Origin of the sequence: Streptomyces sp. NPDC050564, assembly GCF_044457265.1 — a bacterium.
In the GTDB taxonomy this organism is placed as follows: Bacteria; Actinomycetota; Actinomycetes; order Streptomycetales; family Streptomycetaceae; genus Streptomyces.
Genome location: NZ_JBITGS010000018.1, coordinates 73979 through 96643, shown reverse-complemented (window position 1 = coordinate 96643; position 22665 = coordinate 73979). Strand labels below are relative to the sequence as shown.

The following is a 22665-nucleotide window of genomic DNA, read 5'->3' as shown; positions in this document are numbered from 1 at the left end:
CACATGTGTGGCATCGCAGGCACTTACCGATGGCCCGACGGGAAGGTCGTGACCGACCGGCTCACCGACACCCTCGCCCACCGCGGTCCGGACGGGGCGGGCCGGTACAGCCACCCCGTCGGTGACGGCGAAGTGCACCTCGGGCACCGCCGGCTGTCCATCATCGACCTGTCCGAGACCGGCGCCCAGCCGATGGTCAAGGACGGCCTCGTCCTGACGTACAACGGCGAGCTGTACAACGCGCCGGAGCTGCGGGCCGAGCTGGCGGCCGCCGGGGTGGGCTTCCGCGGTACCTCCGACACCGAGGTGCTGCTCGAGGCCTGGCGGCGCTGGGGCACGGACTGCCTGCCCCGGCTGCGCGGCATGTTCGCGTTCGGCATCTTCGACGAGCGCACCGGTGAACTGGTGCTGGTCCGCGACCAGTTGGGCATCAAACCGCTGTTCCTGCTCCAGCGTGGCGAGGGCCTGGTGTTCGCCTCCGAGCTCAAGGCGCTCGCCACCGCGACCGGCGGCAAGCTGGAGGTGGACCACGCGGCACTGGTGGCCTCGCTGCTCTACTACTGGGTGCCGGACTCGCGGTGCGCCTTCCGCGAGGCGGAGAAGCTGCCGCCGGGGAGCTGGCTGCGGTGCCGGCCCGACGGCCGGGTGGAGCGCGGCCGGTTCTGGAACCTCAAGGACGTCGCCGCCGAGGGCCGGGAGCGGGCCCGGAGCGGCGAACTGCCGGACCTGGCAGCCATCGTCGAGGAGTCGACCCGGCAGCACCTGCTCTCCGACGTACCCGTGGCGACCTTCCTGTCCGGCGGGCTGGACTCCAGCTACCTGACCGCGCTGGCGGCCCGCGACCGACCCGGGATCTCCGCCTACACGATCGGATTCCGCGCCGAGGACGCCAAGTTCGAGGCCATGCCCGACGACCTGCGCTACGCCCGGCAGGTCGCCGAGCGGTTCGGCGTCGACCTCCACGAGATCGAGATCGCCCCGAACGTACTTGACCTGCTGCCGCAGATGACGTACCACCTGGACGAGCCGATCGGCGACCCCGCAGCGATCAACACCTTCCTGATCTGCTCGGCCGCCCGGGAGGCCGGCGTCAAGGTGATGCTCTCGGGGATGGGCGCAGACGAGCTGTTCGCCGGGTACCGCAAGCACCTGGCCAACCTCCTTGCCCTGCGCTACCAGCGCGTCCCGCGGCCGCTGCGGCGCGGGGTGTCCGCGGCCGTGGACCGGCTGCCGGTCGCCACCTCCCGCCGGGGATTCCGGTCGGTGCGGTTCGCGAAGCGGTTCCTCTCTTTCGCCGACCTGCCGGAGGAGACCGCGTTCCGGCGCAGCTACACCATGTACGACCAGGACGAGCTGCTCGCCCTGGTCGATCCGGACCTGGCCGGGACGGTCGACGACGTGCTCACCGAACATGCGGACATCTACCAGGACAACGACCTCGACGACTTCGTCAACCGCATGTGCCTGGGCGACGCCCGGATGTTCCTGCCGGGCCTGAACCTCGCCTACACGGACCGCTCCAGCATGGCCGCGTCGACCGAGGTGCGGGTGCCGTACGTGGACGTCGAGGTGGTCAAGGCGGCGTTCGCCGTGCCCGGCGATCGCAAGATCGCCGGACGGCAGGGCAAGGCCGTTCTCAAGGAGGCGGCCACCTCGATCCTGCCCCGGGAGATCGTGTACCGGCCCAAGGGCCTGTTCAGCGCCCCGCTGCGCGCCTGGATGAGCCGGGATCTGGCACCGCTGGTGCGCGAGGTGGTCAACGACGGCGAGCTCGTCCGCTCCGGGATCCTGCGCCGCGACGCGCTGGCGCGGATGGTCGCCGAGGACGCCGCCGGGCAGCAGGACTTCTCCAAGCATCTGTGGCACGTGCTGACCCTCGAGTACTGGTATCGCGACGCGACCTCCGGGTCCGGCAAGAACTCCCCCGTGACGGCGTAGAAACAAGAGGACTTCGGTGAAACAGGTCGTACAGAACTACAAGAGCGGCGAGCTGGCGGTGCTCGACGTTCCGGTGCCGGGGTGCAAGCCGGGCGGTGTGCTGGTCCGCACCGCCTACTCGCTGATCTCCACCGGCACCGAGCTCATGAAGGTGTCCGAGGCCGGCATGTCGATGCTGGGCAAGGCCCGCTCCCGGCCCGACCAGGTGGCCAAGGTCATGCAGAGCGTGGCCACCAACGGAGTGCCCGCCACCTACCGCAAGGTGATGGGCAAGCTGGACTCCTACACGCCGCTGGGCTACTCGCTGTGCGGGGTGGTCGAGCAGGTCGGCGCCGGGATCGACGACGTGAAGGTCGGCGACCTCGTGGCCTGCGCCGGCAACGAGCACGCGTTGCACGCCGAGCTGAACTGGGTGCCCAAGAACCTCTACACCCCGGTCCCGGACGGCCTCGCGCCGCGGCACGCGGCCTTCGGCACCGTCGGGTCGATCGCGATGCAGGGCGTCCGCCAGGGCGAGCCGCAGCTCGGCGAAGTGGCACTCGTCATCGGCCTCGGCCTGATCGGGCAGCTGGTGGTGCAGCTCCTCACCGCCTCGGGAGTGCGCGTCGTCGGCGCCGACCCCGACCCGGCGCGCTGCGAACTCGCCGAGCGCCTCGGCGCCGCGACCTGCGGCGATCCCGGGTCCGCCGCCGTGGAGACCGCCGTCGCTGAACTCACCGACGGCCACGGCGTGGACCAGGTGTACCTGGCCGCCGGCGGCGGCAGCAACCAGCCCGTCGAGCTGGCCGCCCGGCTCTGCCGGGACCGCGGCCGGGTCGTCGACATCGGCAAGTGCCGCCTGGACCTGCCGTGGAACGCGTACTACGAGAAGGAACTCGACGTCCGGTTCTCCCGCAGCTACGGCCCCGGGCGCTACGACCCCTCGTACGAGCTGGAGGGGCGCGACTACCCGATCGGCTACGTGCGTTGGACCGAGCGCCGCAACCTGGCGTGCTTCCTCGATCTCATGGCCCGCGGGCGCGTCGACGTGGAACCCCTGATCTCCCACGTCGCCGACTTCGAGGACGCAGTCGAGACGTACCAGCGCCTGAAGGACGGCGAACTGAAGGCCGTGGCCGTGCTGTTCCGGTACCCCGAACAGGAGGCCGAGAAGGCCGAGTCGGAGGCCCCGGCGGTGGCCGTGCCCGCGGTGACTGTGAAGCCGAGTCCGGCTCGGGCCGCCAGTTCGCCGGTGCGTCTGGCCTTCATCGGCGCGGGGAACTACGCGACGTCGATGCTGCTGCCGCACCTGGCACAGCGCGAAGGCGTGAAGCTGTCGACGGTCGTCACCACGACGGCGCTGTCCGCGGCCAACGCGCAGCGGAAGTTCGGCTTCGAAGAGGCGACCACCGATCTCGACGCCGTGCTCGGCGACAAGTCCGTCGACGCGGTGTTCGTAGTAACCCGGCACAGCTCGCACGCCGAACTGACCCGGAAGGCACTGCTGGCCGGGAAGACCGTGTTCGTCGAGAAGCCCCTGGCTCTCACCGAGGACGAGCTGGCCGGTGTGCTCGCGGCGGTGGAGGAGTCCGGCAACGACCGGCTGCAGGTGGGCTTCAACCGCCGGTTCGCGCCGCTGCTCCAGGAGGCCAAGAACAGGTTCGGCGCCCGGACCGGTCCGGCGAACCTCCGCTACCTGGTGAACGCGGGCCGACTGCAGCATGGCAGCTGGTACCTCCAACAGGGCACCGAGGGCTCACGATTCGCCGGCGAGGGCGGCCACTTCATCGACACGGCGAGCTGGCTGCTCGACGCGGACCCGGTCTCGGTGTACGCGACCGCCACGTCCGGCAACGAGGACCTGCAGGTCGTGCTGCGCTACCCGGACGGGTCAACCGCCACCATCAGTTACGTCACCACCGGCCCGTCCGGCTTCCCCAAGGAGACCCTGGACCTGGTCGCGGACGGCCGCGCACTGCGGCTCGACGACTTCGTGCGTGCCTCGGTGTACGGCCGTAAGAAGTGGGTCAGTTCGCGGCTGCCCAAGGCCCGGGACAAGGGTCAGAACGCCGAACTGGCCGCGTTCATCAAGGCAGTTCGGACCGGCGGGCGGATGCCGGTGCCGCTGGAGTCGCTGGTCGCCACTACGGCGGCCACCCTCGCCGTGCAGGCCGGCCTGCCCGGTGGCGCGCCGGTGACGTTGGCGAGGTCCCGATGACCATGAGCGCGGGCTGGTACCTCCGGCGGCTGTCCCGGATGGGACCGCAGGAGGTCGCGGGCCGGGTGGGCGACGCGGTGCGCAGGCGGCGCTGGCGGTCGGCGCAGCCCGACTGCCCGAGCGTGACCGGCGCCCGGTTCACCGCGGTCCTGCCCGCGGGCACGATCGCCGCCGTAGCTCCGGACGCCGCGAAGCGTCTCGTCGCCGAGGCGGACCGGCTGATGGACGGGCTCGGCGAGTTCTTCGGGGTGGACCGCGACGACCTGGCCGACCCGGACTGGTCGTACGACCCGAAGACCGGGCGCCGGGCTCCGCAGGTGTACGCCTTCGACGTGCCGTACCGCGACGAGGGCACGGTCGGGGACATCAAGCAGATCTGGGAGCCGTCCCGACACCAGTACCTGACCGTGCTCGCCGCCGCCTACGCGATCACCGGGAACGAACGGTACGCCGAGCGCGTGGCCGAGCACCTGCGGTCGTGGTGGGCGGCCAACCCACCCCTGCGCGGCGTCCATTGGGTCAGCGGCATCGAGCTGGGTATCCGGTTGCTGTCCTGGGTGTGGATCCGCCGGCTGCTCGAGGGCTGGCCGGGCGCGGCCGGGCTGTTCGAGGACAACCCGGTGGCGCTGAACCAGATCTGGCACCACCAGCGCTGGCTGGCCGCCTTCCCCAGCCGGGGCTCTTCGGCGAACAACCACGTCATCGCCGAGGATGCCGGGCAGTTGGCCGCGGCCTGCGCGTTCGACTGGTTCCCCTCCTCGGCGCGCTGGCGGGCCGGCGCGCTGCGGTCGCTGGAGCGGCAACTGCGCAGCAACACCTACGTCTCCGGCCTCAACCGCGAGCTGGCCACCGAGTATCACGGACTGGTGCTGGAACTCGGTCTGGCCGCGGTGGCCGAGGCAGATGCCGCCGGAGTGCCGGTCCCCGCCTCCGTCCGGCTGGTACTGCTGCGGATGACCGACGCGCTCGCGGCCGTCGTGGACAACCGGCTCCGGCCGCCGCGTCAGGGGGACGCGGACGACGGGCACGGTCTGATCGTGGACGGCGCGGGCACCGACCGCTGGGGCTCGCTGCTGGCCACCGGGGACGCCGTGTTCGGCCGGCTCGACTGGTGGCCGGCGGTGACCGGTAGTGATGTGCGCACACCGCTGCTGGCCGCGCTCATCAAACCCACCGAACTGTCCGTGACCCGCCCGGCGAGCCGACCGGCACACTTCGCCGACGCGGGCATGACGATCCTGCGCGGCCCGGAAGAGATCTGGTGCCGCTGCGACGGCGGCCCGCACGGTTTCCTGTCCATCGCCGCGCATGCCCACGCGGACGCGCTGTCCGTGGAGGTCCGGCACGACGGGGTCGACGTGCTCGCCGACCCGGGGACGTACTGCTATCACGGGCAGCCCGAATGGCGGCAGTACTTCCGGTCGACCCTCGGCCACAACACCCTGCAGCTGGACGGCGGTGACCAGTCCGTCTCCGGCGGCCCGTTCCTGTGGACCCGGCATGCCCAGACCCGTGTCCTGGTCGCGGACACATCCGGCGAGCGGGTGGCCCGCTGGTCCGCCGAACACGACGGCTACCAGGGCTCCGTGCATCGCCGCCGGGTGGAACTGACGGCCGAGAGCCAGGAGTTGAGGCTGGTCGACGAGGTGAGCGGCCTGCGCCGGACCGTGAACCTGGCCTTCCACCTCGGCCCGGCGATCACCGCGGACCTGGTGGAGAACCGGGCACAACTCACCTGGACCCGGGACGGCGAGGACCGCTCCGCCGTACTCGACCTGCCCGCTCAACTGTCCTGGCAGGCGCATCGCGGCGAGAGCGAGCCGCCGCTGGGCTGGTACTCCGCCGGCTTCGGGCGCAAGGAACCCGCCACCACCCTGATCGGCACCGGCTCCACCGACGGCACGGAGGGTTTCACCACCGTGCTCAGGTTCCGCGGCTAGGGGGGCACGTGGGGATCAAGAGGCGGCCTTGGGCGTTGGCGGTGGCACCGCTGACGCTGGCCCTGCTGGCGGCGACCGGCTGTGACGGCAGCACGCCGGAAGCCAGTGCGAACCCGACCGCCGTGCCGACCACGTCCGGGGCGCGGTCCACGTCCCTGGCCCGGGTGTGCGCCAACCCCGCGGCCGGGCCGACCAAGGCCCCGGCGGGCGCGGTGACGGTCGACCCCGCGAAGGTCGGTGACCTGGCGGCGAAGACCAAGAGCAACCCCCCGAACACCACGTTCTGGCTTCGGCCGGGCAAGCATCGTCTCGACCCGGACCGCTACGCCCAGGTCGTTCCCAAGAAGGGGGACCGCTACCTCGGTGCGCCGGGCGCGGTGCTCGACGGCGGGAAGAAGAACCAGTACGCGTTCAGCGGCAGTGCCCGCGACGTCACCATCCGCTATCTGACCGTCCAGCATTTCGTGGCCCCGATGGACGAAGGCGTGGTCAACCACGACTCGGCCGACGGGTGGATGATCGAGGACTCGACGATCCGGGACAACTCCGGTGCCGGACTGATGGCCGGTGCCCGTCAGCAGGTCCGCGCCAACTGCCTGCGCGACAACGGCCAGTACGGCATGAACGCGTACAAGGGCAAGGGCCGTATCACCGGCCTGGTGGTCGAGGGTAACGAGATCGTGGGCAACAACACCGGCGACTGGGAGCGGCGCAAACCGGGCTGCGGCTGCACCGGTGGCATCAAGTTCTGGGCCGTCGACGGCGCCGACGTGCGCGGCAACTGGGTGCACGACAACCGCGGAACAGGGTTGTGGGCGGACACCAACAACAACGACTTCCTCATCGAGAACAACGTGCTGGAGGCCAACGACGGTGCCGCGCTGATCTACGAGATCAGCTACAACGCGATCATCCGGAACAACACGATCCGGCGGAACAACTGGGTGGAGGGCCGCAAGGCGGCCGACAGCGGCGACAGTTTCCCGTTCGCGACCATCTACCTGTCCGAGTCGGGCGGCGAACCCCGGATCAAGGCCCGCACCGACAAGATCGAGATCTACCGGAACGTACTGGAGAACAACTGGTCCGGGATCACCCTGTGGGAGAACGCCGACCGGTTCTGCAACAGCCCGGCCAACACCTCGTCCGGTGACTGCACGTTGCTGGTGAAGAAGACCGCCAGCTGCGCGAAGTCGGCGATCGCGAAGGCGCCGCTCTACGCCGACTGCCGGTGGAAGACCCAGCGGGTGGACATCCACGACAACCGCTTCGTGCTGGACAAGTCCGTCGTCAAGTGCACGGCGAAGTGCGACCGCATGGCGGTGCTGTCCAACTACGGCACCTATCCGGACTGGTCGCCGTACAAGGGCGAGAAGGTGGCCGACGCGATCACCCAGAAGCAGCACAACCGCTGGCACGACAACGTCTACGTCGGACCGTGGAAGTTCGTCGCCCACGACCCGAGCCGGGTGCTCGACTTCGAGAGCTGGCAGGGCATGCCCTACCAGCAGGACGCGGGCAGCACCCTCGACCCACGGGCCGGTGGTTGAGATGGAGGCGGAGCGCACGCCGAAGATCGTCGGAGTGGTCTGGGGGCTGCTGGTCCTCAACACGCTCGGCTCGGCCGGGGCGAAGACCATCGTCCCGCTGCCCCGTTCCCTCATCCAGCTGGTCACCATGGGTGCGCTGGTCGCCGCGTTCACGCTGGCGCTCGCGGTCAATCTCCGACTGCGCATCCGAGCCAGTGCGTACGTGCTCCTGCTCACCCTGCTGCTGGTGACGAGCCTGATCTCCAGCGTGCAACTGGAGTCCGGGTTCGGTGCGCTGTTCCGCTGCTTCCGGCTGACTCTCTTCGTCTGCACGCTGTGGCTGCTCAGCCGCTGGTGGGACGGCAGCCTGACGTTCGTACGGCACCACATCCGGATGTACTTCGCGGTGCTCGGGTCGGTGGCCGCCGGCCTGGTCGTCTCACCCAGCGCGGCTCTGCCCGACCTCTACGGCGGACGCCTGGTCGGCGCGTTGTGGCCGCTCACCCCGCCGCAGATCGGCCAGTACGCCGCGGTGATCATCGGGCTCACCGTGCTGCTCCTCCTGGGCCGCCGGACCGACAGGACCAGTGCGGCGGTGGTCATCGTGCCGTCACTCGTCCTGCTCGCGCTGACCCATACCCGGACGGCCACGCTCGGCCTGATGCTCGGGCTGGTGTTGGCGATCGGCTCGCTCCTGCTCACCAGCGCCGCGGCCCGCCGCTTCTTCACCTGGGCGGTGGTGTGCGCCACGGTGGCCGCGGTGGGGTTCGCCTCCATGCTGCAGGCGTGGTTCCTGCGCGGACAGAGCAAGGAGAACTTCTCCAGCCTCACCGGTCGGGCCAAGGTCTGGGACGCCCTGCTGGCCGCGCCCCGGTCGACCGGGGAGAAGTTGTTCGGCGTGGGCCTGGGCGACAAGTCGTTCGGCGGGCTGCCGATCGACAACAGCTGGCTGGCCGTCTACAACGAGCAGGGTCTGATCGGCGTCACCCTCGTCGCGGCGATCATCATCGTGCTGGGCGGCGTCGCGTTGCTGCGGCCACCGTCGCTGCAGAGGGCCTGCGCGATCTTCCTGATCAGCTACTGCGCGATCGCGTCGTACACCGAGGCCGGTCTCGGCGACGCCTCGCCGTATCTTCTGCATCTCGCCCTGGCCGCCTCGCTGTTGGCGGCACCAGCCTCGGCCACACCCCTCGCGACGCCCGACGTCGCTCGACGACACGTCCCGCGCTGGGCCCAGAGATCGGAGGCGAGGTGAGCATGTACATCCTCGTGGTGCACAACCGCTACGCCTCGGCGCAGCCGAGCGGCGAGAACAAGGTCGTCGACCAGGAGGTGGAGCTGCTGCGCGCGGCCGGCCACCGGGTCGAGGTCTTCGAGCGGCGCAGCGACGACATCGCCGCCATGTCCCTCCTCGCCAAGGCCGCGGTGCCACTGCGGGTGCCGTGGAACCCGGCGGTCCGCACGGAACTCGCCGCCCGGCTGGGCACCGAGCGGCCGGACGTGGTCCACGTCCACAACGTTTTCCCACTCCTGTCGCCCGCGGTGCTTGCCGCCTGCGCCGACGCCGGCGTGCCCGCCGTCGCCACGCTGCACAACTACACCCAGGTCTGCCCGCCCGGCACGCTGCAGCGGGACGGCCGGCCGTGCACCGAGTGCGTCGGGTCGACGCCGCTGCCCGCCGTCCGGCACGGCTGCTACCGGAACTCCCGCCTCGCGACGGTGCCGCTCGCGGTCAGCCTGTCGGCCAACCGGCGGCGCTGGTGGTCCGGCGTGGAGCGGTTCCTCTGCATCTCCGCGGCGCAGCGCGACGTCCTGGTACGGGCCGGCATGCCGGCCGAACGGCTGGCGGTGAAGCACAACTTCGTGCCCGACCCGGATGCCCTCCGATCAGGCGCCGGAGAACATCTGCTCTATCTCGGCCGGCTCGCGGAGGCCAAGGGCGTACGGCTGCTCATGGCCGCGTGGGACGAGATCGCGGCGAGCGGCGGGGTGGGCGTACCGCTCGTGATCGCCGGCACCGGACCACTGGACGCAGAGGTCACCGCCTGGGCGGCGGGCCGGGACGACGTGCAGTACGTCGGCCTGTACGACACGGCGGAGTGCCAGAAGGCCATCGCGCGGTCGGTCGCCGTGGTGGCTCCCTCGACGTGGCTTGAGGCGTTCGGCCTGGTGGTGGTAGAGGCGATGGCGGCCGGGGTCCCGGTCGTCGCGGCCCGCCACGGCGCCTTCGTCGAACTCGTCGAGGACGGCGTGACCGGGCTGTTGCACCGGCCGGGCGAGCCCGCCTCGCTCGCGTCCTGCATACGCGGGATCGCGGCCGCGTCGGCCCGCAACCGGGAGATGGGCCAGGCGGCCCGGCTCCGTTACGAACAGGGTTTCAGCCCGGAAGTCGGGCTGGAGCGCCTGCTGGAGGAGTACCGCACCGCGATCGCGGGTCGGTCAGCACAGACTCGCGGCGGAGACACCCGCGCGAGCAGGGGGGATGGGAACAGCAGATGACACGATGCCGACTCTGCGGCTCGGCGACACTGGCGAGCGTCGTCGATCTTGGGGCGACCCCGCCGTGTGAGAGCTTTCTCGCCGCGGACCAACTGGACCAGCCGGAACCGGCGTACCCGCTGCACCTGCGGGTCTGCACCGACTGCTGGCTGGCGCAGATCCCGCCGCTGATCACGCCGGAGGAGACGTTCAAGGAGTACGCGTACTTCTCCTCCTTCTCGACCTCCTGGGTGGAGCACGCGCGCACGTTCGTCGCCGACGCCGTGGAGCGCGTGGGTCTCGGCGCCGACGCCTTCGTGGTCGAGGTCGCGAGCAACGACGGGTACCTGCTGCGGCATGTGGTGGACCGGGGGATCCGCTGCCTCGGCATCGAGCCCTCGGTGAACGTCGGGGCAGCGGCGCGGGACGCCGGTGTGCCCACGCTCACGGAGTTCCTGAGCCCGGACACCGGCTCGAACGTCCGCGCCGAACACGGCCCGGCGGACCTGGTCGTGGCCAACAACGTGTACGCGCACATCCCCGACGTGGTCGGGTTCACCCAGGGGCTGCGCGCCCTGGTCGCCGACGACGGCTGGGTCTCCATCGAGGTGCAGCACCTGCTGACCCTGATCGAGGAGAACCAGTACGACACGATCTACCACGAGCACTTCCAGTACTACACGGTCGCGTCCGCGATCCGTGCCCTTGCCAGCGGCGGACTCACACTTGTGGACGTCGAGTTGCTGCCCACGCACGGCGGCTCCATCCGGCTGTGGGCCCGTCCGGCCGAGGTGGCCGGCGAGCCGACGCAGCGGGTGGCCGACGTACTGGCACGGGAGAAGGCCGCCGGGCTGCAGGAGCTGTCCGGATACACCGAGTTCTCCGACCGCGTGGCCAAGGTGCGCCGGGACCTCCTCAAGTTCCTCATCGAGGCGGCCGAGCGCGGCGAGACGGTCGTCGGCTACGGCGCGCCGGGCAAGGGCAACACCCTGCTCAACCACTGCGGCATCCGGCCCGACCTGCTGGCGTACACGGTGGACCGCAACCCCTACAAGCACGGCAGGTTCACCCCGGGCACCCGCATCCCGATCCTGCCGCCCGAGCAGATAGCCGCCGACAAGCCGGACTACGTGCTCATCCTCCCGTGGAACCTGCGGGCCGAGCTGGTCGAGCAGCTGTCCTTCGTGCACGACTGGGGCGGCCGGCTCGTCTTTCCCATCCCGGAACTGAGCATTGTCGAGGTCGCGTCTCGAAAGGTCACAGCATGAAGGTCGTTCTGTTCTGCGGCGGTTACGGGATGCGGATGCGCAACGGAACCTCCGACGACGTACCCAAGCCGATGGCGATGGTCGGCCCCAGGCCGCTGATCTGGCACGTCATGCGCTACTACGCGCACTTCGGTCACACGGAGTTCATCCTGTGCCTCGGGTACGGGGCCCACCACATCAAGGACTTCTTCCTCAACTACGAGGAGACGACGTCCAACGACTTCGTGCTGCGCGGCGGCCGCACCGAGCTGCTGTCCACCGACATCTCGGACTGGACGATCACCTTCGCGCAGACCGGCATCGAGTCACCGATCGGGGAGCGGCTGCGCCGGGTGCGCCACCACCTGGACGGCGACGAGATGTTCCTCGCCAACTACGCCGACGTCCTCACCGACGCCCCGCTGCCGGAGATGATCGACCGGTTCGCCCAGCGCGACGCCGGTGCGTCGATGATGGTCGTGCCGCCTCAATCCTCCTTCCACTGCGTGGAGTTGGGTGAGGACGGCCTGGTGGGCGGCATCACCGCGGTGAGCGAACTGCCGCTGTGGGAGAACGGCGGCTACTTCGTGCTCCGCCAGGAGGTCTTCGACCACATACCGGAGAACGGGGACCTGGTCGCCGACGGATGCGCCCAACTGGCCAAGCGCGGCCGGCTGGTGGCGCACCAGCACCGTGGCTTCTGGAAGCCGACCGACACCGTGAAGGAGCGGGCCGCGCTCGACGAGGCCTACGCCCGGGGCGAGCGCCCGTGGGCCGTGTGGGAACGGGACAACGCCGGGGTGGGCGCGTGATCGGGCTCGGGGCCGGGCGTCCGGACGGGATTGTCGCGGTGGGCGCGCACTGCGACGACATCGCCATCGGCGCCGGCGGCACGCTGCTCGCCATGTGCCTCGCGCGCCCCGGTCTCCGGGTCGACGCGCTGGTGCTCTCCGGCGGCGGCAGCGAACGCGAGCAGGAGGAGCGGGCCGCGCTCGCCGCCTTCTGTCCGGGCGCCGACCTGCGGCTGACCGTGCTCAAACTGCCGGACGGCCGCATGCCCGTGCACTGGGACGAGGCCAAGGCCGCCGTCGAGGAACTGCGTGGACAGACCGACCCGGACCTGATCCTGGCGCCGCGCACCGATGACGCGCACCAGGACCACCGCGGCCTGGCGCAGCTGATACCCACCGCCTTCCGCGACCACCTCGTGCTCGGCTACGAGATCGTCAAGTGGGACGGCGACCTCGGCCGTATGGCGGCGTACCAGCCACTGTCGTCGGAGATCGCCGAGCAGAAGGTGCGGCTGCTGCAGGAGCACTACCCCTCGCAGCGGCACCGGCCCTGGTACGACCGGGAGGCCTTCCTCGGCCTCGCACGGATCCGCGGCATCGAATGCCACGAGCGATACGCCGAAGCGTTCGCCGTCACCAAACTCAAGCTCAACCTGGGGGGTTGAACCATGCGCGTACTGCTGACCGGACACCAGGGATACCTGGGAACCGTCATGGCCCCGGTCCTTGCCGCCGCCGGGCACGAGGTCGTCGGCCTCGACGCCGGCCTGTTCGCCGACTGTGTGTTGGGCCCGGTGCCCGCGGACCCGCCGGGGCACCGGGTGGACCTGCGCGACGTCACGGTCGAACACGTCGCCGGGGTCGACGCCGTGATCCACCTGGCCGCTCTCTCCAACGACCCGCTGGGATCGCTGGCGCCGGAGCTCACGTACGACATCAACCACCACGCGTCCGTACGCCTTGCCCAGTTGGCCCGCGACGCCGGAGTGCGGCGCTTCCTGTACGCGTCGACGTGCTCGGTCTACGGCGCCGCCGGCGGCGACGACCTGGTGGCCGAGGACGCCCCGCTGCGCCCGGTGACGCCGTACGCGGAGTCCAAGGTGCGGGTCGAGGACGACCTGCACGAACTGGCCGACGGCGACTTCACCCCGGTGTTCATGCGCAACGCCACCGCCTTCGGCTACTCGCCCCGGCTGCGTGCCGACATCGTGCTGAACAACCTGGTGGGCCACGCGCTGTTGTCCGGCGAGGTGCTGGTGCTCTCCGACGGCACCCCCTGGCGCCCGCTGGTGCACGCCGTCGACATCGCACGGGCCTTCACGGCCGCGCTGACCGCGCCGCGGGAAGCGGTGCACGACCGGGCGTTCAACATCGGCAGCGAGATCAACAACGTCACGGTCGCCGAGATCGCCGAGCAGGTCGCCGAGGCGGTGGCCGGCGCGAAGGTGAACATCACCGGGGAGAACGGTGCCGATCCGCGGTCGTACCGGGTCGACTTCTCCCGGTTCCGCACGGCGATCCCCGGCTTCGACTGCGAGTGGACGGTGAAGCAGGGCGCGCTCGACCTCGCCGACGCCTACCGCAAACACGGGCTGACCCGGGAGGACTTCGAGCAGCGCTTCACCCGCCTCGCCGTGCTGCGCGCGGCGTCCGACGCGGGCACCGTCGACGACACCCTGCGGTGGCGCCGGTGACCGGGCACGGCGATGAGATGTACGCACTGGTGGAGCGGCTGTACCCGCTCTGCCGGAGCATCACCGGCGACGGTGTGCGCGCCACCCTGGACATCGTCGGCGAGTACATCCCGCTGCAGGTGCACGAGGTGCCGACCGGGACGCAAGTGCTCGACTGGACGGTGCCGCAGGAGTGGAACATCCGGGACGCGTACATCGCCGACCCCGCCGGCAACCGGGTCGTCGACTTCGCCGCGTCCAGCCTGCACGTGCTCGGCTACAGCGTGCCGGTGTCGGCGACCATGCCGCTGTCCGAGCTGCGCGGACACCTGCACACCCTGCCGGACCAGCCGTCCTGGGTGCCGTACCGCACCAGCTACTACAAGCCGGAGTGGGGGTTCTGCCTGGCCCAGGAGACCTTGGACGCGATGCCGGACGGCGAGTACGAGGTGCGCATCGACTCCACGCTCGCCGACGGCCACCTCACCTACGCCGAGCACGTGGTTCCCGGGCAGGTCGCCGACGAGGTGATCGTCTCCTGCCACGTCTGCCACCCGTCGCTGGCCAACGACAACATGGCCGGCGTCGCGGTGGCGACGTACCTGGCCCGGGCGCTGGCCGAGGAAACGCCGTACTACACCTACCGGTTCATCTTCGCGCCCGGCACCATCGGGGCGATCACCTGGCTGGCCCGCAACGCGGAGCGGGTGGAGCGGGTCAAGCACGGGGTGGTGCTGGCCTGCGCCGGCGACCCGGGCTCGTTGACGTACAAGCAGAGCAGGCGCGGCGACGCGGAGATCGACCGGGTGATGCGGCACGTGCTGGCCGCATCCGAACGCCCGCACCAGGTCCACGAGTTCACTCCGTACGGCTACGACGAGCGGCAGTACTGCTCGCCCGGGTTCAATCTGGGCGTCGGCTCGCTCACCCGGACCCCGTACGCGGGCTACCCCGAGTACCACACCTCGGCGGACAACCTGGATTTCGTCTCCCCGGAGGCGATGGCGGACACCCTCGCCGTCTGCCGCGAGGCGTTCGCCGTCCTGGACCGCAACCGTCAGTACGTCAACCTCAGCCCGTACGGCGAACCACAGCTGGGCCGACGCGGGTTGTACGACGCGCTCGGCGGCCGCAGCGACACCAAGCAGGCCCAGATGGCCATGCTCTGGGTGCTCAACCTCTCCGACGGCGAGCACAGTCTGCTGGACGTCGCCGAGCGGTCCGGACTGCCGTTCGACACCGTCGCCGACGCGGCCGGTGCCCTGCACGAGGCCGGGCTGATCAAGACATGACGTCGATGCCCGTCGAGGGGGAGAATCCGCAGACAGTGGCGCCACCGGCCGGATCCGCCAAGCGGGCCCTCGTCGGCCGGCTGTCGTGGGGACTGGCCGACCAGGCGGCCTCCAGCATCAGCAACTTCGCGGTGGGCATCTACGTGGCCCGCTCGCTGGGGGTGACCGCCTTCGGCGTGTTCAGCCTGGCCTGGGTGACCTACGGCGTGGTGCTCAACGTCTCCCGCGGGCTGGCCACCGACCCTCTCACGGTGCGCTTCAGCGGCGTGTCGGACGCGTCCTGGCGCGGGGCGGTGGCCCGCTCGACGGGTACCGCACTCGGCGTGGGCGCAGCCATCGGCGTGGTGTGTCTGGTGGGCGGGCTCGGTCTCGGCGGCCGCGTGGGGCCCGCGTTCGCCTGTCTCGGTGTCCTGCTGCCGGGGCTGCTGCTGCAGGACGCCTGGCGGTTCTCGTTCTTCGCCGCCGGCATCGGACGCAAGGCGTTCGTCAACGACCTCGTGTGGTGCGTCGCGCTCGTCCCCGCCATGGTCGTGGCGGCCCGCGTGGGCAGCGTGGCCGCTTTCGTGCTCGCCTGGGGCGCGTCCGCCACGGTGGCGGCGGGGTACGGCTACCTCCAGTCCGGCATCCGGCCCCGGGTGACCGAGGCGCGCGGGTGGCTTCGCGAGCAGCGCGATCTCGGCTACCGGTACCTGGTCGAGAACACCTGCCTCAGCGGCGCGAGCCAGCTGCGGGCGTACGGGCTCGGCGCGATCGTCGGGCTCGGCGCGGTGGGTGCGGTGCGGGGCGCCGAGCTTCTGATGGGCCCCTTCCTCGCCGTGCTCATGGGTCTCTCGCTGGTTACGGTCCCGGAAGCGGCACGCGTGCTGCGGCAGGCCCCGCACCGCCTCGGCAGGTTCTGCCTCCTCCTCGGTGGCGGCCAGGCCGGTGCCGCGCTGCTGTGGGGCGCGGCGCTACTGCTGATGCCGGACCGGCTCGGCGAACTCGTACTCGGCGACGTCTGGCACTCCGCCTCGCAGCTCATCGCGCCGATCACGCTCGGCGTCGCCGGCGCCGGCCTCGGCACCGGCGCGGCGGCCGGGCTGCGAGCGCTCGGCGCCGCGCGGCGCAGCCTGCGCTCCCAGCTGTTCGCCTCCGCCTGCTACGTCAGCGGCGGGCTCGGCGGGGCGGCCGTCGCCGGAACGGTCGGCTCGGCCTGGGGCGTCGCCACCGCGACCGTCAGCGGCTCGGCCGTGTGGTGGCTGCAACTGCGGTCCGCTCTGCGCGAGCACCGCCACGATTCCATCCGCGAAGTGAGGACCTCATGACCGCCCAACCCAGGCTGACCATCGGCCTGCCCGTGTACAACGGCGAGGAGTACCTGGCGGAATCCCTCGACGCGCTGCTCGGCCAGACCTACGAGGACTTCGAGCTGGTCATCTCCGACAACGCCTCGACCGACGGGACCGAGGACATCTGCCGCAAGTACGCCGCGCAGGACGCGCGCATCCGGTACCTCCGGCTGCCCCGGAACGTCGGCGCCACGCCGAACCACAACCGGGTGTTCGCCGAGTGCCGCGGCGAGCTGTTCAAGTGGGCCTCGCACGACGACCTTTACGCCCGCGATCTGCTGCGGCGCTGCGTCCAGGCGCTGGACGAGCGGCCGGACGTGATCCTCGCGCACGCCGATCAGGCGGTCATCGACGGCGACGGCCAGGTGAAGGTCCCGTACGAGTACACGCTCGCCACCGGCTCACCGCACGCGCCGGAGCGCTTCCGCAGCATGTTGTTCGAACCCGGTGGTGACGACTTCTACGGGGTGATCCGGGCCGACGCGCTGCGCCGGGTGAAGCCGATGGACAGCTACCACCACGCAGACCGCACGTTCGTCGCCGAGATCGCCCTGCACGGGCGCTTCCACCAGGTGCCGGAACTCCTGTACTTCCGCCGCGACCACCCCACCCGCGCCGAGCGGGCCAACCCGTCCAAGCGCTCCCGGTGCGTCAACCTGGACCCGCGCCGGGCGGGCCTGTTGCACCCGACGCCCCGGCTTCTCGCCGAGTACGTCTGGGGCTTCGCCTCGGCGATCCGGCGGGCCCCGTTGTCCGCGGCCGACCGGCGTGCGTGCTACCGCCATATGGCCGCCTGGATGACCAGCCGGGTCCGGCCGGGCGCCGGTGAGCGGGTCGAGGACCGCGCCCCGGTCGACCCGGCCAAGCTGACCGTCTCCGTCGACGCCCTCGTCGCCGGACGTGAGGGGAGGCGGGCGTGACCTCAGCTGAAACGCCGGTGCGCGTCGGAGTGTTCGGCCTGCTCGGCTCCGGCAACCTCGGCAACGACGGGTCACTCGAGGCCGTCCTCGGATACCTCCGCGCCGAGCACCCGGAGGCGGTCGTGGACGCGCTGTGCGGCGGGCCCGAGGCGGTGACGGCGAAGTTCGGGATCCCCGCGACACGGCTGCACTGGTACCGCGGGGAGTACCGGACCGCGTCGCGTGCGGGCGCGATCGCGGGCAAGGGTCTGGGCAAACTCGTCGACGTCTTCCGCACCGCCGCCTGGGTGCGCCGGCACGACGTGGTGATCGTGCCGGGCATGGGCGTCCTGGAGGCCACCCTGCCGCTGCGGCCGTGGGGCTTCCCGTACTCGCTGTTCCTGCTCTGCGCGAGCGGACGGCTGATGCGCACCCGGGTCGCGCTGGTCAGCGTCGGCGCCGCCGAGATCCGCAACCGCCCGACCCGGGCCCTGGTGCGCTGGTCGGCGCGGCTGGCCGCGTACCGGTCCTACCGGGACGCCTCGTCCCGCGACGCGATGCGGGCGATGGGCGTGGACACCGCGCGCGACGAGGTCTACCCCGACCTCGCGTTCTCCCTGCCGACACCACGGGTGAGCGCGCCCGCAGGCTCGCCGGGGCTCGTCTGCCTGGGTGTCATGGACTTCCACGGAGGCAACGACGACCGCGCCCGGGCCGAGGAGATCCACCGGCGCTACCTCGACGGGACGATCCGGTTCGTCCGCACGCTGGTCGAGGAGGGCAGGCCGGTCCGGCTGCTCACCGGCGACCAGTGCGACGAGTCGGTGGTCGCCGCGATCCTCGACGCGGTCGACTCACCGCTGGTCACCGCGGCGGAACCGGCCTCACTGGCCGACCTGATGAACGAGATGGCGGCCGCCGACACCGTGGTGGCCGTCCGCTACCACAACCTGATCTGCGCCCTGAAGACCGGAACGCCCGTACTCGCCCTCTGCTATGCGGCGAAGAGCGACGCGCTCATGGACCGGATGGGCCTCGGCGCGTACTGCCACCCGGCACGCGAGGTCGACGCCGACCGGCTGCTCGAACAGTTCCGGGACCTGGAGAAACACGCGGCGGAGCTACGGCAGACCCTCACCGAGCGAAACGGGGTCGCCGCTCAGCAACTCGCGCAGCAGTTCACCGACTTGACCACGACCCTGTTCCCGGCGAACGACCACGCCCACGCACCACGGAAGGCTCCATGAAAGCGACCGAAGTCCCGGAGATCGCCGGCGCATACCTGTTCGAGCCGACACCGTACGCCGACGAACGCGGATTCTTCTGCCGCACCTTCGACGCCGACGTGATCCGCTCGGTGGGCCTCGACCCGCACGCCTTCGTCCAGGACAGCGTGTCCCGCTCGGTCCGGGGCGTACTGCGCGGCCTGCACCTGCGCTCCGGCGCCGGCGAGGCCAAGCTGGTGCGATGCTCGTACGGGCAGATCTTCGACGTCGTCGTGGACCTGCGCCCGGACTCGCCGACCTACCGCAACCGGGCCTTCTTCGAACTGTCCGGCGAGACGCAGAAGACCGTGTACATCCCGGCGGGATGCGCGCACGGCTTCCAGGCTCTTACCGAAACCGCGGACATCTCTTACCGTATCGACCGTCAGCACGATCCGTCCGAGGACGTGACGATCGCCTTCGACGACCCGGAACTCGCCATTCCCTGGCCACTGCCGGTCACGTCGATGTCCCAACGGGACCGGGAGGCGCCGAGCCTCGCCGAGGTCCTGAAGCACAAGGAAGGGTGAAGTCGGTTGACCACCGAACACACCGAACAGACCGCGGAGTTCGTTCTGCCCCGGTCGCGGACGGCGAACGAGCGGCTGCACGCCATGATCCCCGGGGGAGCGCACACCTACGCCAAGGGCGACGACCAGTACCCCGAGGACCTGGCCCCGGTCATCTCCCGCGGCCGCGGTGCCCACGTGTGGGACGTCGACGGCAACCGCTACATCGAGTACGGGTCCGGCCTGCGGTCGGTCAGCCTCGGCCACGCCCACCCACGTGTGACCGAGGCGGTGCGGCGGGAGATCGACCGCGGCAGCAACTTCGTCCGGCCGTCCATCGTGGAGGTCGAGGCCGCGGAACGCTTCCTGGCCACCGTGCCGACCGCCGAGATGGTGAAGTTCGCGAAGAACGGCTCCGACGCCACCACCGCCGCGGTGCGCCTCGCCCGCGCCGCCACCGGGCGCCCGCGGGTCGCCCTCTGCGCCGACCATCCGTTCTTCTCCACCGACGACTGGTTCATCGGCACCACGCCGATGTCCGCCGGCATTCCGGCGGCGACCAACGAGCTCACCGTGGCGTTCCCTTACGGGGACCTGGCCGCCACGGAGGAGCTGCTCACCCGGTACCAGGACGAGGTCGCCTGCCTGATCCTCGAACCCGCCACCCACACCGAGCCGCCGCCCGGGTACCTCGCCGGCCTGCGCGAGCTGGCCGACCGGCACGGCTGCGTACTGATCTTCGATGAGATGATCACCGGCTTCCGCTGGTCCGAGGCGGGCGCCCAGGGCCTGTACGGCGTCGTCCCCGACCTCTCCACGTTCGGCAAGGCGCTGGGCAACGGATTCGCCGTCTCCGCGCTGGCCGGGCGCCGCGATCTGATGGAGCGGGGCGGGCTGCGTCACTCCGGCGAGCGGGTGTTCCTGCTGTCCACCACGCACGGTGCGGAAACGCACTCGCTGGCCGCCGCGATGGCCGTGCAGACCATCTACGCCGAGGAGGGCGTCACCGCGCGGCTGCACGCCCTCGGCGAACGGTTGGCCGCCGGTGTCCGCGATGCCGCGGCCGGCATGGGCGTCGGCGAGCACATCGTCGTCCGGGGCCGGGCCAGCAACCTGGTCTTCGCCACCCTCGACGAGAACGGGCAGCCGTCCCAGGAGTACCGCACCCTGTTCCTGCGCCGGCTCCTCGCGGGCGGGGTGCTGGCCCCGTCGTTCGTGGTGAGCAGCGCGCTCAGCGACGCCGACATCGATCACACCGTCGACGTGGTGGCCCAGGCATGTGTGGTGTACCGGAAGGCACTGGATGCCGCCGACCCCACCCCCTGGCTGGGCGGACGACCGGTGAAACCCGTATTCCGCCGCTTGGCGTGACGTGACGTGACGTGGCGTCAGCGACGCTCCCGCCGACCGGCGTCGGCCATCCGGTCGGCCATCCGATCGACCAGCCACGCGGTCGCCGGAATCACCGCCAGCGCGGTGCACCAGCCGCCGAGGACGTCGGTCGGATAGTGCGCGCCCAGGGCGACCTGCGCCCATCCCATCGCGGCGCCGGCCAGGAGCGCCGCGGCGAGCACGAGCGACACGCCGGCCGCCCTGCCGAGGCCGAGCCGGCCGGTCGCGAGCAGCGCCGCGACGAGGGCGAGTGCGGTGAAGAAGGCGGTGTGCCCGCTCGGATAGGACAGGTTGCCGGCGCCGTGGATGGTGCGTCCCACCAGATGCTTCAGGAGCGTCGCCGTCCCCACGCTCACGGCGGCGCCGACAACGAAGAGTACCGCCGCGCGGGGACGCCGAAGCAGCAGGCAGCAGGCCACGATGACCGCGACCAGTAGCGCCGATCCGGCGGGTTCCCCCAAGAAGTCCAGGGCCAGAGCGACGCTCCTCCAGGGCGGCCGCACACTGTCCGCCGTCGGCCGGATGATCCACCTGTCCACCGTGCCGGGCTTGTCGTGGCCGGCGTACAGGACCCCGAGCACGACGACCACCAGCGCGGCAAGGGCCGCAATCAGCCCGAGCCGCACGCGCAGCGATGGGGCCGGCACCGCGGGCGCCGACCGGCCGGTCACACGCCCACCGCGTCCGGTCGACCTGCGGTAGTGACCTTCTTGTCTGCCGTGGGCAGCGTCGGGCGTTGCGGGATTACGTCGCCGTCCTGCCGGCGCCGCGGAACCGCAACAAGCCGCTGACCGCGTTGGCGGAGCTGGTGACCGCGTCCCACGACGGCTGGGCCCGCTCCTGCCAGGCGATCCAACGCGAGCCCCCCGTCGTGTCCGACTCACCATCCAGCGACCATAACTGCCCCGCGGACACCCGTGCTTGGCCTGTACGATTCCGCGGGAGCCGTCAGCCCGTGCAGCCCCGAACTCGCCAGCCTGGCCATCGCCTTGGCCAAGGGGCATCGGGATCAGCCTCTGCTTGTCACCCTAACCAACAATCCGGTCGTGGCAAACCGACATCGGAGTCACGGAGTGTGAGACGCGCCCTGTTTCGTAGCGTCCCTGAAGCCAGATCCATCATTTGGGCGTACGGAGACATACGAGCAGTGCCAAAACAACTCCGCAAGGAAGTAGCGGAGTTAAAGCGGGTAAACAAGATCTTGAAGGCCGCTTTGGTGTTTCTTGCCCACGAGATCGACCGTAGGCGATGTCGCGGGGCAGAAGGAGCGTCCGGCCAGGGCCGTCTTGCGGAACAGGTGCCACCACCTCTCTTGCAAGTTGAGCCGGCAAGCGCCGACAGGGATGTACGCGTGGTGGATGCGCGGACAGGTTGTCGGCGGCGATCCGGATCGTCCCGGTGGGATTGGCCTTCTCGACTCGCTTGAGGGCGACGGCGTGGTGCACCAAGTGCACTCGCTGAAGCGCCGCGCGGCTATCGCGACGCGGCCCGGTCCCATCCCGCCGCAGTTCGCGCGTGCTCATCGAGGAATCCATGCAGAGGTGGGAGCGCGTCAGCCGCAACCAGGGGGCTGCGCGGTGAGCCGGGATTTTGGTCCCTGACCGGGTCCGGAAGAGCTGGTCAGGGATGGGAGAGCCGTGGGAGGAAGTCCGTCGCCGTACGTCGGCATGGTGCGCACTTCCGCGCATGGTGTGGAGATCGCCACGGCCCCGCCCGAGCTCTTCCTCCGCCGTGTCGGCCGTACGGTCGAGTCCGGCCCCGTCAAGGGCACCAGCCGCACCGCCGCGGACCTCCTCGATAAGGACCACGCCGAGAACATCATGATCGTGGACCTGGTCCGCAACGACCTGGGACGCGTCTGCGCCACCGGATCCGTGACCGTCCCCGACCCGTGCGCCGTCGCGCAACACCCCGGCCTGGTGTACCTGGTGTCCACCGTGCGTGGCGAGCTCGCCGAACGCGCCGGATCGCCGGAGCTGCTCGCCGGAACCTTCCCACCCGGGTCCGTCACCGGCGCTCCCAAGTCCAGCGCGCTGCGCGTCACCGGACTGCAGAACCTCGCCATTCTCGCCGCGGCCCCGTTCACCCTGATGATGGTCGGCCTGTGTATCGCGCTCACCCGTGATCTGCGCCAGGACCCGCTCATCATCCTCGGGCGCAAGGGCAAGGAAGCCATCGAAACGGCCG

The 22665-nt window shown here is 70.8% G+C and carries 17 protein-coding genes and 1 pseudogene; 17 read left to right on the top strand and 1 reads right to left on the bottom strand.

Translation table 11 applies throughout. The annotated features are described in order from the left end of the window. The first annotated feature begins 3 nt into the window (after positions 1-3). The 16 genes from asnB to ACIBK0_RS27275 are packed head-to-tail and all read left to right on the top strand — an operon-like array spanning position 4 to position 20457. A complete protein-coding gene (gene asnB, locus ACIBK0_RS27350) occupies positions 4-1938 on the top strand; it encodes an asparagine synthase (glutamine-hydrolyzing) (RefSeq protein WP_399085294.1) in 1935 nt (644 codons plus the stop codon). Between the two features lie 16 nt (positions 1939-1954). Next, a complete protein-coding gene (locus tag ACIBK0_RS27345; protein ID WP_399085291.1) occupies positions 1955-4135 on the top strand; it encodes a bi-domain-containing oxidoreductase in 2181 nt (726 codons plus the stop codon). Beyond that, complete coding sequence (locus tag ACIBK0_RS27340; RefSeq protein ID WP_399085288.1) at positions 4132-6075, top strand: alginate lyase family protein; 1944 nt, start codon at positions 4132-4134, stop codon at positions 6073-6075. Before ACIBK0_RS27345 ends, ACIBK0_RS27340 begins: the two co-directional genes overlap by 4 nt. An 8-nt stretch (positions 6076-6083) precedes the next feature. Next, entirely contained in the window at positions 6084-7625 is a 1542-nt protein-coding gene (locus tag ACIBK0_RS27335; RefSeq protein ID WP_399085285.1) for a right-handed parallel beta-helix repeat-containing protein, read from the top strand. Between the two features lies 1 nt (position 7626). Continuing rightward, positions 7627-8859 (top strand): O-antigen ligase domain-containing protein, encoded by a 1233-nt coding sequence (locus ACIBK0_RS27330; protein WP_399085754.1) that lies wholly within the window; start codon positions 7627-7629, stop codon positions 8857-8859. Between the two features lie 2 nt (positions 8860-8861). Next, a complete protein-coding gene (locus tag ACIBK0_RS27325) occupies positions 8862-10103 on the top strand; it encodes a glycosyltransferase (RefSeq protein ID WP_399085751.1) in 1242 nt (413 codons plus the stop codon). Beyond that, entirely contained in the window at positions 10100-11350 is a 1251-nt protein-coding gene (locus ACIBK0_RS27320) for a class I SAM-dependent methyltransferase (protein ID WP_399085283.1), read from the top strand. The genes ACIBK0_RS27325 and ACIBK0_RS27320 overlap by 4 nt, the downstream gene beginning before the upstream one ends. Then, complete coding sequence (locus tag ACIBK0_RS27315; RefSeq protein ID WP_399085280.1) at positions 11347-12141, top strand: sugar phosphate nucleotidyltransferase; 795 nt, start codon at positions 11347-11349, stop codon at positions 12139-12141. The genes ACIBK0_RS27320 and ACIBK0_RS27315 overlap by 4 nt, the downstream gene beginning before the upstream one ends. Next, positions 12138-12785, top strand: coding sequence for a PIG-L deacetylase family protein (locus tag ACIBK0_RS27310; RefSeq protein ID WP_399085277.1), 648 nt, complete (start codon positions 12138-12140; stop codon positions 12783-12785). Before ACIBK0_RS27315 ends, ACIBK0_RS27310 begins: the two co-directional genes overlap by 4 nt. A gap of 3 nt (positions 12786-12788) precedes the next feature. Next, entirely contained in the window at positions 12789-13814 is a 1026-nt protein-coding gene (locus ACIBK0_RS27305) for an NAD-dependent epimerase/dehydratase family protein (RefSeq protein WP_399085274.1), read from the top strand. Next, positions 13802-15085: a DUF4910 domain-containing protein gene (locus tag ACIBK0_RS27300; protein WP_399085271.1), complete on the top strand. Its 1284-nt coding sequence runs from the start codon at positions 13802-13804 to the stop codon at positions 15083-15085. The genes ACIBK0_RS27305 and ACIBK0_RS27300 overlap by 13 nt, the downstream gene beginning before the upstream one ends. Then, entirely contained in the window at positions 15082-16389 is a 1308-nt protein-coding gene (locus ACIBK0_RS27295) for a hypothetical protein (RefSeq protein ID WP_399085268.1), read from the top strand. Before ACIBK0_RS27300 ends, ACIBK0_RS27295 begins: the two co-directional genes overlap by 4 nt. Then, positions 16386-17333 carry a glycosyltransferase family 2 protein gene (locus ACIBK0_RS27290; protein WP_399085265.1) on the top strand — a complete coding sequence of 316 codons (948 nt, stop codon included), beginning with the start codon at positions 16386-16388 and terminating at the stop codon, positions 17331-17333. Before ACIBK0_RS27295 ends, ACIBK0_RS27290 begins: the two co-directional genes overlap by 4 nt. Next, the gene (locus ACIBK0_RS27285) at positions 17330-18559 is read left to right on the top strand and encodes a polysaccharide pyruvyl transferase family protein (protein WP_399085262.1); all 1230 of its coding nucleotides are present in this window, start codon (positions 17330-17332) and stop codon (positions 18557-18559) included. Before ACIBK0_RS27290 ends, ACIBK0_RS27285 begins: the two co-directional genes overlap by 4 nt. After that, positions 18556-19107, top strand: a complete 552-nt coding sequence (rfbC, locus tag ACIBK0_RS27280; RefSeq protein WP_399085259.1) for a dTDP-4-dehydrorhamnose 3,5-epimerase — start codon at positions 18556-18558, stop codon at positions 19105-19107. Before ACIBK0_RS27285 ends, rfbC begins: the two co-directional genes overlap by 4 nt. 6 nt (positions 19108-19113) lie before the next feature. Then, positions 19114-20457 carry a glutamate-1-semialdehyde 2,1-aminomutase gene (locus ACIBK0_RS27275; protein ID WP_399085256.1) on the top strand — a complete coding sequence of 448 codons (1344 nt, stop codon included), beginning with the start codon at positions 19114-19116 and terminating at the stop codon, positions 20455-20457. Between the two features lie 17 nt (positions 20458-20474). On the opposite strand, the gene ACIBK0_RS27270 is transcribed toward ACIBK0_RS27275, so the two are convergent. Continuing rightward, complete coding sequence (locus ACIBK0_RS27270; RefSeq protein ID WP_399085254.1) at positions 20475-21149, bottom strand: phosphatase PAP2 family protein; 675 nt, start codon at positions 21147-21149, stop codon at positions 20475-20477. Between the two features lie 972 nt (positions 21150-22121). Here ACIBK0_RS27270 and ACIBK0_RS27265 point away from each other — a divergent pair. After that, positions 22122-22526: pseudogene (locus ACIBK0_RS27265) on the top strand (chorismate-binding protein); the annotation flags it as partial. Positions 22527-22665: the final 139 nt, after the last annotated feature.